14 protein-coding genes and 1 tRNA gene are annotated in these 13,934 nt (G+C 47.1%); 9 read left to right on the forward strand and 6 right to left on the reverse strand.

The genetic code is table 11. From position 1 onward, the window contains the following. Positions 1-39: 39 nt before the first annotated feature. A tRNA-Pro gene (locus MC24_RS01505) sits at positions 40-116 on the reverse strand. A 101-nt stretch (positions 117-217) separates the two neighbouring features. Here MC24_RS01505 and MC24_RS01510 point away from each other — a divergent pair. Genes MC24_RS01510 through trpA form a run of 7 tightly spaced genes read left to right on the forward strand, consistent with a single transcriptional unit; the run spans position 218 to position 7,835 of the window. Continuing rightward, positions 218-1,570, forward strand: coding sequence for a GGDEF domain-containing response regulator (locus MC24_RS01510; protein ID WP_038051946.1), 1,353 nt, complete (start codon positions 218-220; stop codon positions 1,568-1,570). A 28-nt stretch (positions 1,571-1,598) separates the two neighbouring features. Then, the gene (locus MC24_RS01515; protein WP_004082742.1) at positions 1,599-2,972 is read left to right on the forward strand and encodes an anthranilate synthase component I family protein; all 1,374 of its coding nucleotides are present in this window, start codon (positions 1,599-1,601) and stop codon (positions 2,970-2,972) included. Between the two features lie 5 nt (positions 2,973-2,977). Beyond that, complete coding sequence (locus tag MC24_RS01520; protein ID WP_235280274.1) at positions 2,978-4,609, forward strand: bifunctional anthranilate synthase component II/anthranilate phosphoribosyltransferase; 1,632 nt, start codon at positions 2,978-2,980, stop codon at positions 4,607-4,609. Then, positions 4,584-5,342, forward strand: coding sequence for an indole-3-glycerol-phosphate synthase (locus MC24_RS01525; RefSeq protein ID WP_200883237.1), 759 nt, complete (start codon positions 4,584-4,586; stop codon positions 5,340-5,342). Before MC24_RS01520 ends, MC24_RS01525 begins: the two co-directional genes overlap by 26 nt. Beyond that, positions 5,330-5,947 (forward strand): phosphoribosylanthranilate isomerase, encoded by a 618-nt coding sequence (locus tag MC24_RS01530; protein ID WP_038051952.1) that lies wholly within the window; start codon positions 5,330-5,332, stop codon positions 5,945-5,947. Before MC24_RS01525 ends, MC24_RS01530 begins: the two co-directional genes overlap by 13 nt. A 2-nt stretch (positions 5,948-5,949) precedes the next feature. Continuing rightward, the gene (gene trpB / locus MC24_RS01535; RefSeq protein WP_038051953.1) at positions 5,950-7,119 is read left to right on the forward strand and encodes a tryptophan synthase subunit beta; all 1,170 of its coding nucleotides are present in this window, start codon (positions 5,950-5,952) and stop codon (positions 7,117-7,119) included. Next, positions 7,116-7,835, forward strand: coding sequence for a tryptophan synthase subunit alpha (gene trpA, locus MC24_RS01540; RefSeq protein ID WP_004082732.1), 720 nt, complete (start codon positions 7,116-7,118; stop codon positions 7,833-7,835). The genes trpB and trpA overlap by 4 nt, the downstream gene beginning before the upstream one ends. A 23-nt stretch (positions 7,836-7,858) precedes the next feature. Here trpA and MC24_RS01545 read toward each other — a convergent pair whose 3' ends face one another. After that, entirely contained in the window at positions 7,859-8,794 is a 936-nt protein-coding gene (locus tag MC24_RS01545; protein WP_008194003.1) for a hypothetical protein, read from the reverse strand. A 108-nt stretch (positions 8,795-8,902) separates the two neighbouring features. Between MC24_RS01545 and MC24_RS01550 the strand changes: the two genes are divergently transcribed. Beyond that, positions 8,903-10,135 (forward strand): RNA-guided endonuclease InsQ/TnpB family protein, encoded by a 1,233-nt coding sequence (locus tag MC24_RS01550; protein WP_004082727.1) that lies wholly within the window; start codon positions 8,903-8,905, stop codon positions 10,133-10,135. Here MC24_RS01550 and MC24_RS01555 read toward each other — a convergent pair. The 3 genes from MC24_RS01555 to MC24_RS01565 are packed head-to-tail and all read right to left on the reverse strand — an operon-like array spanning position 10,104 to position 12,281. Beyond that, a complete protein-coding gene (locus MC24_RS01555; protein WP_038051954.1) occupies positions 10,104-10,958 on the reverse strand; it encodes an NAD(P)/FAD-dependent oxidoreductase in 855 nt (284 codons plus the stop codon). The two genes, MC24_RS01550 and MC24_RS01555, sit on opposite strands and share 32 nt — an antisense overlap. Further along, entirely contained in the window at positions 10,919-11,503 is a 585-nt protein-coding gene (locus tag MC24_RS01560) for an isochorismatase family protein (RefSeq protein WP_008194008.1), read from the reverse strand. Before MC24_RS01560 ends, MC24_RS01555 begins: the two co-directional genes overlap by 40 nt. Before the next feature lies 1 nt (position 11,504). After that, positions 11,505-12,281 carry a flagellin gene (locus tag MC24_RS01565; RefSeq protein WP_038051956.1) on the reverse strand — a complete coding sequence of 259 codons (777 nt, stop codon included), beginning with the start codon at positions 12,279-12,281 and terminating at the stop codon, positions 11,505-11,507. A 177-nt stretch (positions 12,282-12,458) separates the two neighbouring features. Between MC24_RS01565 and MC24_RS09775 the strand changes: the two genes are divergently transcribed. Continuing rightward, positions 12,459-12,551 carry a transposase gene (locus tag MC24_RS09775; RefSeq protein ID WP_231556600.1) on the forward strand — a complete coding sequence of 31 codons (93 nt, stop codon included), beginning with the start codon at positions 12,459-12,461 and terminating at the stop codon, positions 12,549-12,551. A 168-nt stretch (positions 12,552-12,719) separates the two neighbouring features. On the opposite strand, the gene MC24_RS01570 is transcribed toward MC24_RS09775, so the two are convergent. Further along, the gene (locus tag MC24_RS01570) at positions 12,720-13,874 is read right to left on the reverse strand and encodes an MFS transporter (RefSeq protein ID WP_038051957.1); all 1,155 of its coding nucleotides are present in this window, start codon (positions 13,872-13,874) and stop codon (positions 12,720-12,722) included. Positions 13,875-13,934: the final 60 nt, after the last annotated feature.

Raw genomic sequence — 13,934 nt, forward strand, 5'->3', positions numbered from 1 at the left:
ACCTCCTTCAATAGTGCTTTGTCTACCTCGATAAAAAAATGGTCGGGGCGACTGGACTTGAACCAGCGACCTCCTGCTCCCAAGGCAGGCGCGCTAGCCACCTGCGCTACGCCCCGATCCATTTTTAAATGATACCATTAATCTGTCGCCAGTTCAACTCGTTTTTTCCTCATTGATATATAATTTATTATAAAAACTCGGGATAGGGTGGAGATTGATGAAGAAAGTTCTCATCGTTGACGACAGCAAATTCTGGCGGCTTGTTGTTTCTGATATTGTAAAAAATATCAAGAAAGACGTAGAGATCCTCCTTGCAGAGGGTGGAATGGATGGGTTACAGAAGGCTTTGAATCACAGGCCTGACTACTTCATCATCGATTACAACATGCCTGATTTTTCTGGACTCTACCTTTCTGTTGTTTTGAGAGAAATGAGAGCTTTCAAAGACGCAGGAATAGTCATATTGACCGCATCTTCTGACACAGTCAATCCCTTCTGGGCGAAAAAGAGTGGGGCGAACTTGTTCATAAACAAAGGAAAGAAAGAGGAAATCGAGAAAGAACTTCAGGCTTTTCTGAACACTCCGTACGAGTCTTTCAAAAACCGTGAGAGCGACGAATCTGGAAACGTTTTTCATATCGTTGAAAAGCGATTGAAGAGGGAGATTCTTGAGAAAGAAATTCTCTCTTATCTCAGGTACTCCCGCGACGAGCGATACGTGATTTCTCTTCTTGTTATGCTGTTCAGAAATTTCTCCCTGTTCGGAAGCTTCAGAGTGCTTCTTCTTTCCACAAGTGAAGGAAGGATTTACTCCTTTGGAAAATCGGTTGATAAAGAAGTTCTCAGGAAGTTTCTGATCTCCAAACTGGAAAAGCCAACATCTCCATCCTTCTGGTCCTTTTATGGTGTTTTCGGTGAGGGCTCGATTTCGGATGATAACGTTTTTGCAGTCGTGAAAGATGACGGAACAGAACTCGGGGTTATATTGTTTGAGGATGTTGAAAATCCATTCCTATTGAGAAGTGTTTTAGAGGATTCTCTTTCGAGTCTGATGGTTCTTTTCAGAAATCTGAACGACTTTCGAGATTACGTGATAGCTTCAGAAACAGACGGATTGACGGGTTTGTTTAACAAGAGGGCAATCATGAGATTTCTGGAAGAAGTTCTTCGAAACGGAAAAAATATTGCGGTAGCTATGATGGATATAGACGATTTCAAGAAGATAAACGACGCGTTCGGTCATCCGATGGGAGATGAGGTGTTGAAAACAGTGTCAAACATACTGAGAGAAACTGTTAAGAATGGAAAAGCGGGAAGATACGGTGGAGAGGAGTTCATGGTGGTGTTTGAAACGGGTGAGCGAGACGCGGTGGTAAAAACGATGGATAGCATCATGGAGAACATCAGAAATTTCGACTGGCAGAAGATATTCGGAAGTGAAAAGAAAGTAACTCTGAGTGGAGGAGTTGCGTTTTCAAAGAAAGAGTCCTCACCGGTGGAATTGATAGAGGAAGCTGACAGAAAACTTTACACAGCTAAGCGTTCTGGGAAAGATCGTTACGTGATATAATAACTGAAAAATCACAGTGGGTGATAGCATGCACGTGCTGAAGCTCGTTTCGGATCTGGAAACACCGGTTTCCACCTTCATGAAGGTTTCCAGAGGGGAAGAATTCGCTTTCCTGCTCGAAAGCGTGGAGCTCGGTTCCGCTTTCGGAAGGCATTCCTTCATAGGTATAGGTAAAAAAGACGTGCTCGTTTTCGAAAAGGGAATCTTGAGAACTTCGAATCAGCAGCTCGATTACACTTCCTCTCCTCTCAAGGCGATAAAAGATTGGCTTGAGGTCTATAGATACAGCGTCAAACACGACGAACTCCCTTCGTTCAGGGGAGGAGCCGTTGGCTTCGTCAGTTATGACTACATTTCTTACATAGAGAAAGTCAAAGTCAAAGCCTCTGTGTTTCCCACGTTTTATTTCGTGGTACCCGAGCATCTCATAATATTCGATCACCTGAAGAACAACGTCTTCATCATCAGCGATAGCCCTGAGGAACTCACATCGAAGGTCTTGAGTCCTTTTGAGGAGAAACCAGAGAAGAACGTTTTTGTGACAGAACCGGAATCGAACTTCGAAAGAGAGCAGTTCTACAAAGTGGTTGAAAAGGCCAAAAAGTACATTGTAGAAGGTGACATATTCCAGGTGGTTCTCTCCCAGGCTTTCACATTCAAAACGACGCTGGATCCGTTCTACATCTACAGGGCGCTCAGAATGATCAATCCTTCTCCCTACATGTTTTATCTGAAGTTCGGAGACACGGTCGTTTTGGGATCTTCTCCCGAAACCATGGCGAAGGTGGAAGGAGACAAGGCCACTGTGAAGCCAATTGCCGGCACCAGACCGCGGGGAAGAACTGTTGAAGAAGATCTGAAGCTGGAGAGAGAACTTTTGAACGACGAAAAAGAGATAGCAGAACACGTTATGCTCGTGGACCTTGGAAGAAACGATCTTGGAAGAGTCTGTAAAGAAGGAACCGTGCGAGTGGAGAAGAAGATGGTTATCGAGAGGTACTCCCACGTTATGCACATAGTCTCGCAGGTGAGCGGTGAACTGAAGGACGATAAAGATGCTGTGGATGTGTTCGAAGCGACTTTCCCTGCGGGGACAGTCTCTGGCGCACCCAAAGTGAGGGCAATGGAGATCATAGAAGAACTCGAACCCACCCCGCGAGGGCCATACGCTGGAGCCGTTGGGTATTTCTCTTTCCCCGATGATAAGGGAAGGATGAACATGGATTCTGCTATCACCATCAGGTCCTTTTTCTTCAAAGGTAAACAGGGATGGCTCCAGGCAGGAGCGGGTATCGTTTACGATTCCGTTCCGGAGCGCGAATATCAGGAGACTCTGAACAAACTCAGGGCTTTGTTCAGGAGCCTGGAAGTTGCGCAGAAGATCCAGGGGGGATTGTTTTGAAAAGAGTGATCGTTATAGACAACTACGATTCGTTCGTTTACAACATCGTTCAGTACATCGGTGAGGTAGAACCAGACTGTGAAATCGAAGTCTTCAGAAACGACGAGATAACGATCGAAGAGATAGAGAGAAAAAATCCCACTCACATAGTTATATCTCCTGGCCCCGGAAGACCCGAAGAAGCGGGTATCTCCGTTGATGTTGTGAGGCACTTCAGCGGGAAGGTTCCAATACTCGGTGTGTGTCTTGGACACCAGGTGATCGGCTACGCTTTTGGTGGAAAGATCGTGCATGCAAAGAGGATTCTTCATGGAAAGACATCGAAGATCGTACACAACGGAAAGGGTGTATTCTCTGGTGTGAAAAATCCACTCGTTGCTACGCGGTACCATTCACTCGTTGTTGAAGAGGCATCCCTTCCTGAAGTTCTGGAAATCACCGCCAAAAGTGACGATGGAGAGATCATGGGACTCCAGCACAAAGAACACCCAACCTTTGGAGTTCAGTTTCATCCAGAATCCGTGCTGACCGAAGAAGGAAAGAGAATCATAAAGAACTTCCTGAACATCCAGGATATTCAGGTAAAGAAAGTTTCCGAAGAAACGGAAATTGACATCGTTTCCGCTCTCAAGAAACTCGTAGAATTTGAAGATCTCACTTTTGAAGAGAGCCGTCAGGTGATGAACTTCATCATGTCCGGGAATGCCACGGACGCTCAAATCGCGGGTTTCCTTGTGGCACTCAGGATGAAAGAGGAAACGGGAGACGAACTCGGTGGAATGGCCAGCGTCATGCGAGAAAAATCGATTCATATAAAAGCACCTTCTCCAAGAACGGTCGACACCTGCGGAACCGGTGGAGACGGTTTTGGCACGTTCAACATTTCAACGGCAACAGCTTTTGTCGTTGCTGCAGCCGGTATCCCCGTTGCAAAACACGGTAACCGGTCTGTCTCGAGCAAAGTGGGAAGTGCCGACGTTCTCGAAGCCGGTGGGTACAAGCTTGAAAAGACACCGGAGGAAATGGAGAGAGAGCTCAGAGAAACTGGGTTTTCTTTCCTTTTCGCACCGCTTCTTCATCCAGCGATGAAGCACGTGATGCCCGCAAGAAGACAGCTGAAGATCAGAACGGCTTTCAACCTCCTTGGTCCCATAACGAACCCCGCCAGAGTGAAGTACCAGATGGTAGGGGTCTTCGATCTTTCCTTTGCTTCGAAACTCGCAACGGCTCTTCAACGTCTTGGTACAGAGCGTTCGGCAGTGGTCAACGGAGGTTTCACGGACGAACTCACCACGTGTAGTGAAAACAATGTACTCCTCGTTACCCAGGAAGAGATCGTTCCTATGACGCTGGATCCCGAAGAACTTGGGTTGAAGAGAGGAGATCCGGAAGAGCTGAAGGGACCTTCCGATCCAAAAGAGGCGTACCGGTTGATGGAAAGTGTTCTGAAAGGAGAAGCCAGCAGAACACAGGTGGAGACGGTGGCTCTGAACGCAGGGGTTGTCTTCTGGCTTGTGGGTGAGTGCGACACCATAAAGGACGGTGTCGGAAAGGCTCTCGATCTCATCAGAACGGGCGAGGCCTACAAGAAAATGAGGGAGGTAATGGACTATCAGAAGGCTCTGGGAAATAGTTGAGACCAAAAAGAAAGATATTCTGGAGATAAACGACGAGAACTTGATCGTTCAAAGAAGGAACCACAGATTTCTGGAAGTTCTGTCAGGAAAAGAGAGAGTAAAGATCATAGCGGAATTCAAGAAGGCTTCTCCATCCGCTGGAGATATAAACGCTGGTGCTTCTCTGGAAGATTTCATAAAGGTATACGACGAGCTGGCAGATGCGATCAGCATCCTCACGGAAAAGCACTATTTTAAAGGAGATCCTGCCTTCGTAAGAGCAGCGAGAATCCTGACTGACAAACCCATCCTCGCCAAGGACTTCTACATAGACACGGTTCAGGTGAAACTGGCTTCCAGTGTGGGAGCAGACGCCGTTCTTATCATCGCTCGAATACTCACTGTGGAGCAGATAAAAGAGATCTATGAAGCGGCGGAAGAACTCGGGATGGACAGTCTTGTAGAAATCCACTCCAGAGAGGATCTGGAGAAGGTCTTTTCTGCGATCAGACCGAAGATAATCGGTATCAACACGAGAGATCTGGACACTTTTGAGATAAAGAAAAATGTGCTGTGGGAACTTCTGCCACTCGTTCCGGATGATACGGTTGTGGTGGCGGAGAGTGGAATAAAAGATCCCAGAGAACTCAAAGATCTGCGAGGAAAGGTGAACGCGGTTCTCGTTGGTACATCCATCATGAAATCTGAAAATCCAAGAAAATTTCTGGAAGAGATGAGAGCATGGTCAGAGTGAAGATCTGTGGGATAACGAACCTGGAGGATGCACTGTTTTCTGTGGAAAGTGGTGCTGACGCGGTGGGCTTCGTTTTCTATCAAAAGAGCAAAAGGTACATCTCCCCTGAAGATGCCAGAAGGATTTCTGTTGAATTACCTCCTTTCGTCTTTCGTGTGGGAGTCTTTGTGAACGAAGAACCAGAAAAGATTCTGGATGTAGCCTCTCACGTTCAGCTGAACGCGGTCCAGTTGCATGGAGAAGAACCAATTGAACTGTGCAGGAAGATAGCAGAGAAGATACTGGTGATAAAAGCGGTTGGGGTTTCGAACGAGCAAGATATAGAACGTGCTTTGAACTACAGGGAATTTCCGGTTCTTCTCGATACGAAGACACCGGATTATGGGGGAAGTGGAAAGACGTTCAACTGGTCTCTGATACTCCCGTACAGAAACCAGTTCAGGTATCTTGTGCTGTCGGGAGGCTTGAATCCTGAGAACGTTAGAAGTGCGATAAACGTGGTGAGGCCTTTTGCGGTAGATGTATCTTCCGGTGTTGAGGCCTTCCCAGGAAAGAAAGATCACGATTCAATAAAGAAGTTCATTAAAAATGCAAAGGAGTTGTGAGAATGAAAGGTTACTTCGGTTCTTACGGAGGTCAGTACGTTCCTGAAATTCTCATGCCCGCGCTCGAGGAACTCGAGGCAGCCTACGAGGAAATCATGAAGGATGAATCTTTCTGGAGGGAGTTCAACGACCTTCTGAGGGATTACGCTGGTCGTCCCACGCCTCTTTACTTTGCCAGAAGGTTGAGTGAAAAGTACGGCGCGAAAGTTTATCTGAAGCGCGAAGATCTTCTTCACACAGGTGCTCACAAGATAAACAACGCCATAGGTCAGGTGCTTCTCGCGAGGAGAATGGGAAAGACAAGGATAATAGCGGAGACAGGGGCGGGACAGCACGGTGTTGCCACCGCGACGGCTGCTGCGCTCTTTGGAATGGAGTGTGTCATATACATGGGCGAAGAAGACACGATCAGACAGAAACCCAACGTTGAGAGAATGAAACTCCTCGGTGCAAAAGTGGTTCCCGTGAAGAGTGGAAGCAGAACGCTGAAAGACGCCATAAACGAAGCTCTTCGGGACTGGATCACGAACCTTCAAACCACCTATTACGTCATTGGATCCGTCGTGGGTCCTCATCCTTATCCAGTTATCGTGAGGAACTTTCAGAAGGTGATTGGTGAAGAAACAAAGAAACAGATCCTCGAGAAGGAAGGAAGATTGCCGGATTACATCGTTGCGTGTGTTGGAGGGGGAAGCAACGCCGCCGGTATCTTCTATCCGTTCATAGATTCCGGTGTGAGACTGATTGGGGTGGAGGCTGGCGGAGAAGGTCTCGAAACCGGCAAGCATGCAGCCTCCCTTCTCAAAGGGAAAGTTGGATACCTACATGGGAGTAAAACCTTCGTTCTTCAAGACGATTGGGGCCAGGTTCAGGTGACACACTCGGTTTCGGCGGGACTGGACTATTCCGGTGTAGGTCCTGAACACGCTTATTGGAGAGAGACTGGAAAAGTTCTGTACGATGCGGTGACGGATGAAGAGGCTCTCGATGCTTTCATCGAACTTTCAAGGCTGGAAGGGATCATTCCAGCACTCGAAAGCTCGCACGCACTGGCTTATCTGAAAAAGATCGATATAAAGGGTAAGATCGTCGTTGTGAACCTTTCAGGGCGCGGCGACAAGGATTTAGAATCAGTTTTGAACCATCCGTACGTCAGGGAGAGGATAAGATGAAGGGCTTTATTGCATACATCCCCGCTGGATTTCCCGATCTTGAAACAACAAGGAAAATACTGATCGCTCTCAACGAACTCGGCATCACAGGTGTGGAGATAGGAGTTCCGTTCTCCGATCCGGTCGCAGACGGTCCTGTTATTCAGCTTGCCCACAGCGTGGCTTTGAGAAACGGTGTCACTATAAAAAAGATTCTGGAGATGCTGAGTGAAATATCTGTTGATTACGATCTCTACCTGATGAGTTATCTGAATCCGATAGTGAACTATCCAGAGGGAAAAGAAAAACTCCTCGATGAATTGAAAAAACTCGGTGTGAAGGGCTTGATCATACCTGACCTGCCCTTGAGGGAGGTAAAGAACGTCGATATAGCGTATCCCATAGTTCCCTTCGTTGCACCGAACACCAAAGACGAGGAAATAGATTTGATCAATTCCGTTCAGGCTCCGTTCGTCTATTACATATCCCGGTACGGTGTCACAGGTGAGAGGGAAGACCTTCCTTTCGCGGATCACATAAAGAGGGTGAAAGAAAGAATAAAACTTCCTCTCTTCGTGGGTTTTGGAATCTCCAGGCACGAACAGGTGAAAAAGGTGTGGGAGATCGCCGACGGTGTGATCGTCGGAAGTGCTCTTGTGAGAATAATGGAAGAAAATCCGAAGGATGAGATTCCCAGGAAGGTTGTTGAGAAAGTAAAAGAACTCCTCGGAAAATGAAAACCCCGCCCGCGCGGGGTTTTTCACACGTATTGGTAACCATCCACGATCTTTCTTTCGCTCATCAAGTGTCTCTGGACGTACTGACCACAGTTACTGCCGATCTTGTTCTCCTCGAGTTCACCGATACTCAGGATCACTTCAAAACCAGCTTTTTTGAGCTCCTCTATGAAGTTCCGATGCTTCAGAAGTTCTTTTCTTTCGACGTCAACATCTGAATTCAGATTGTTCTCCTTTGAACGATAGGTGGGGTTCACCGGTGTGATTTTCACAAGGAACTTCTCGGGATCGAAAACTCTTATGATGACTTTCGGGTCCAGCGAGTACTCCTGTGCCACAGCGAAATTCAAGGTGATTTTTCTGTCGTTTTCTTTCACGAACCGCTTTCCGAACTCTGATATCTTTTCGAGAGACCATTTTTTGACGGGAATGATTTGGTCTCTTTCTTTCTCGTCTGTAGAGTGAATGGAAAACTGAAGCTGGAACTTACCTCTGTAGTGTTTTTCCTTTATTTTAAGAAGATCTTCGAAGAAAGAATCCGTCCCGCAAGGGGCAACTGTGGAGATCGAAGGCATCAGTCCCGGTGCTTCGTACCTTGCTGGAAGTTCCTTCAGAACATCGAGAACGGCTTCGTTCAGTGCGGGCTCTCCCATCCTTGCAAATTGTATTTTGAACTTCTCCGAAGGGATCCTTCCGTTTGGGTACCTGCTCTTCACCAGAAAATCGATCTGTTCGAAGATTTCATCGGCGGAGAGTTTACCTCTGTAGAAACCTCCAGCGTCGCACATGAGACATCCCACGGGACATCCAGCGAGTGTTGAAACGATGAGAACCCATTTCTTTTCGCGGGGAACGGGGGGCTGAATCGATTCAACGAATTCCACCAGATTTCCCCTGGAAGTTTCTCCAAGATACACGTATGCGACTTCTTCTTTTCCTACTCTCTTGAGAATTTTCACAGAAATTGTTTGCAAAAGCCCATCCCCTTTAGGGGATTGGGAGGAAGCAGACATGTGTACCACCTCCAGATTCAATAGTGTTAATATATAGATGAGGTGATTGAACAAATGACTGTGACTCTGACCTGTAGATTCAAACTCGAACTCAGCAAGGACCAAAAACAGCAGTTCCTGGATATTGCGACGGCTTACACAAACGCCGTCAACTATGTGCTCGAACAAAACCTCAAGGACAAATCGACGAACGTCAAAAAACTCCACAGACTTTACTACAAAACCATCCGCGAAGACTTCGACCTTCCAGCACAGATGGCTATTAACGTAAACAGAGACGTCTCTGCAATGTACAAAACTCTCTGGGCTCAGTTCAAAGAACTCAAGCGCCGCAAACCTGATTCGAAGGCAGTCAAGAAATTCTGGGATAAACCACCGAAGCGAAAGAGCTTGATCGTCAAATACACGTACAACCGAACTGCAAGCTTCAAAAAGATCAACGGAGAGTGGCACGCTTCTTTGTCCACACTTCAAGGTCGAATCAAATGGATCCCGATGAAAGGCTGGTCCAAACACTTTGAGTACCTCAAGTCTTGCAAGATCGGCGATCCGATACTGACTTACGACAAATCATCCAAAACCTTCTTCTTGCTTGTTCCTGTGACTCTTGAAGTTCAGGAACATCAACCAAAAGAAATCGTCGGTGTTGACGTTGGAGAAAGACACATTGCTGCTGTTGCTTCTACCAAAGGCACCAGGTATCTGATAGACCTTCCTGAAGAGTTCAAACAAAGAAAACAACACTATCAGCGTCTGCGCTCTGAGCTCATGTCAAAAGGCACTCGCTCTGCTAAGAGAAAGCTTGCCAGGATCAGCAGGCGAGAGAAACGGTTCACTGAGAACGTACTGCACATCATTGCAAAAAAGCTCACCACAAGCCACCCTGGTGCCAGGTTTGTTCTCGAAGACCTGACTCAGATCAGAGCTAACAGAATCACCTACCGCGGCAAAGACAAAGAAGCAAGAAGACAGTCAGAACAATGGCCGTTTGCAAGTCTTCAGCAAAAGATAGAGTACAAAGCGAAATTGTACTACGGAGTTCAGTCCGAAAAGGTCGACCCCAGCTACACCTCGCAAACCTGTCCCAGGTGCGGCCACGTCTCGAAAGAAAACAGACCAGACCATGGAGAGCGTTTTGTATGTCAAAGCTGCGGCTACGAAGAACACGCAGACATAGTTGGTGCGATCAACATAGCCCTGAGAGTTCTTGCCAAAGACCAGCAGGTCAATCTTGAAAAGCTTTTAGGGGCCGTTGTCAGCCGGCCTGATGCTCCCCGTTTGGGTTGAGCAAGCCCTCCTTCAGAGGGAGGGTAGCTGACACTGTTCCCTCTCTTCTCAGGATCTCCATCGCTGTTTCGATGGCACTGCCCATCGCTATCGATACCTGCCTGAAGCCACCTCTCGCATCTCCGACGATGAAATTTCTTTCTCCAGGTTCAACGAAAGAAGTGTTTGGAACCCTGCCTACAGACAAAAGGAGAGCGTCGAAGGTGAAAACACCGTGTTCTGTTTTCAGTTTAACCATTTTGCTTTCTTCTTCCACTTTGAGGATGGGGCATCTTTCATGATAATAGAATTTCTCGTATTTTTTCGCTCTCTCGACCAGAAGGGGAAGCGCTCTGATTCTGCTGCCTCTGTTGAAAAGATGTACCTCTTTTCCTCTCACAAGAGCGTTCAAAGCACTGTCGAATGCAGCGTCTCCTGCTCCATAGATTGCGAGTTTTTCGAATTCTGGAAGATCGATGAACTCATAGACCACCTTCTCAGATACTTCGAACTCTGGAATTCTCCTTGGAATCGTGCCGCTTGCAACGATCACGTAGTCGAACGAATGAATTTCTCTTTCTGTCAGAATTTTTTCGTTTTCCACTTTTACAACTTCTTCCCATATGAGTTCAGCACCAGATTCAAATAATCTTTTCTCCAGTGTTTTGCAGATCTCTTCACCGGAGGCTGGAGGCAAAACCGGGATGTTTTCAACGAGATGGGCGTTCCGCAAAAGTCCTCCCACCCTGTTTTTTTCGAACACTGTAACGTGAACGTTGTACCTCCTCAGAAACACAGCGGCTGCTACTCCCGCTGGCCCTGCTCCAACGATTCCAACGCGCACAGGATCTCCTCCGTCTTAGCGATGTACGCAACTCCATGTGCCAGGTTTTTCAGTGAAGAGAAGTGGTACCATTCGTTTTTATCCCACAGAGCGTCTTCCACCATTATCACTTCGAAGTTTCTCACAAAAGCGCTTCGGGCTGTAGTTTCACAGCAAAGATGTGTCATCACACCTGTTATGATCAGCTGGTTGACGTTTCTTGCTCTGAGCTCTTCTTCGAGTTTCGTTGAATAAAACGCGTCGTACGTGTTCTTTTCAAAAAGAAGAACATCGGAAAAAACGGGAACGGCCCACCTTTTATCCACTTCGTTTCCCCACCACTTCTTCATCATCGGAGACGCTCCCACGTGGACCGTGGCTATCACGGGAAGTTTCGCTCTTTCGAAGGAGATCTTCAGTTTTCTGATGTTTTCGATAGCAACCTCCACTCCCCGAAGGTATGCTGGGGAGTCAGGAGAGGTGAAATAATTTTGAAGATCGATGATGAGAAGTGCCGGCCTTTTCAAAGTGAATCTTTTCTTTTCTCTTTCTGGGAAATAAAACATACTACATCAAGAGTTTGAGTACGTTTCCCGCATTTTCCATTCTGAAGAGAATTCCGGTCAGTGCCGTCTGTCTCAAAATGTCTTCCTTCGTTGACTCGAGGAGAAGTTCTGCCACGCTCGGTTCGAAAAGGCTTTCTGTTTTGAAGAGCTCCGTGTAGCTGTTCATCACACTTCTTGCTGAAGACTCCAGCCTGTTCATCCAGGATCCAACGTTTCCTCTGATCTGAGAGATGTTTTCCAGAGCTTGATCTATGGTTTCAAGAGATCTTTGTGCTCCTTCGAAGGTGGAAAGGTCCACTTCAAACAGTTCGGAGAGAGTCTCTTCGAGGTTTGGTATGTTCACCGTTACGTTCTGTCCTTCATTGGGTCCAGTTTGGATCACAAGGTTTCGAACGTCTCCGGCGAGCACCCTCTGTTCGTTGTAAGTTGTCTGCTGGATAATCCTTTTCACACCGCGCATTATCTCCTCGTATTCTTTCTGTATCATGGATCTTTCTGCGTCTGTGAGAGTAGCGTTCGAAGCCTGAACGGCGAGTTCTCTTGCCCTCTGAAGCGCTGTTGATATGCTTTCAAGTCCCGCGTTGGCCGTTTTCAGAAGACCTATTCCGTTGTATATTTGTGAAAGTGTCGTTTTGTATCCTTCTATCTGTCCTCTCAATTTCTGCTGAACGGCAAGTTCAGATACTGTGTTGAAGAGGAAACTTCCCGGTGTGGGGGCTTTTCTTTCAAGGCTGAGTTGCTGAATGTACCGCATCAGACTTACGTCGTTCACCCTCATCCTAAATCCCCCCTTTCCATAATGAATTTTATCAGAACGTGCAAAGAAAACTACGTGATAAGAATAGTAAAGAACGACTGGCTTTACAAATCATCCGCGATCTTGTCAGCGAAAGCCAAACTGGAAAGATCGTGGTGAAAGATCTCAACATTTAAGGCAAAGCGCTGTGGGATCAAAGTGATAAAAGCAAGCAGATACTATCCCTCAAGTCAGCTATGCAGTGAATGTGGATACATAAATAAAGAAGCCAAAGAGTGGAGCGCATCATGATAGGGACGCTGCAAAGAATCTAGCCAGGTATGGCTTGATGCTATCAGTAGGGCGGGAGCCGTCCGAGTTCATGCCCGTTGACCGTGCTCTGGCGGCGGAACCTAAAAAGGGTCTACGAGCCATCACGGGTTGAAGCAGAAAACCCTACCTCATAGGAGGCAGGATGGTTCACCATTCGTATCTTTTCATTCTAAGAAGGAGCAGAGCCGCTGCAAACTGTATTACGAAAGAGAACAGTATCAGATAGAACCGGTTGATATCATAGAGTGTTCCCATGATCCACGATCCAGAGAACCAGAAAACACCGTACACGGTGAAGAACATTCCGTAAGCGAATCCACGCTTTTCTGCAGGTACGATCTTCGCTACAACCGCTCTCATGATCGATTCCTGCGCTCCCATACCGATTCCCCAGAGAATCACTCCGGCAAAGATGAGCGGAAAACTGTTCGAAAAAGAAAGCACGGGAAAGAAAGAAGAGAGAAGAACCGCGTAGGCCAGGGCAACGAAACCCTTTTTATCGAACAAATGACCGAAAACCAGCGCAGCCACCGCATCCACGGCCATCGCGAGTGAGTAAGTCGCAGGAACGAAGAAATCTTTTGCGACTTCGAAACTCTTCATGTGGTATGCGATGATGGGAAAATCAGCGAAAGCAAAGGCCACCATAGAAACGATGGTAAGATAGAACCAGTAAGTCTTTCCCAGATTTCGATCCACTGGATTGTCTTTCTTCTTTTTCATTTCCTGAGGAGCCGGGAAAGTTATACGTGCTGTGAGGAGAAGAACCATTGCAACGAGAGCCGGTATGAGAAGAATGAAGAAGCAGAACCTGTAGCTTTTTCCAAATGCGAGGGCGAATGTGAGCGCAAGAGGTCCCAAGATGGCACCGATCTGATCTAGCGCCTCATGAATGCCAAAGCCTTTGCCCATTCCAACTTCTTCCGAAGCGAAAGAGAGCAAGACATCCCTTGCGGGAGTTCTCAGGGCCTTCCCAAATCTTTCGGCGATGATGAGAACAAGCGCTGCCTGCCAGTTTCCTGCGAGTGCAAGAGCCGGCACCGCAAAGAGATTTATCGTGTATCCCAGGATGGTGAAAAGCCAGTACTTTCGCGTCTTATCGCTCAGAATTCCCGAAATCAATCTGAAGGCGTATCCTGTGAGTTCACCGAGCCCTACGGCAAATCCAAGAACCGCAGCGCTCGCTCCCAGTGTCTTCATGAACGGTCCAATGATGCTCCTTGCACCTTCGTAAGTAACGTCTGCAAAGAGGCTGACCAGTCCCAAAAGCACGATGAATAGGAAGGCCTTTTTTCTGGACATAACATCCCTCCTCACCAGGGTCTTCTCAAAAGATAGTATAATGTAGTTGGAGGGATAAAA

Source organism: Thermotoga sp. Mc24, from assembly GCF_000784835.1.
Taxonomy (GTDB): Bacteria; Thermotogota; Thermotogae; order Thermotogales; family Thermotogaceae; genus Thermotoga.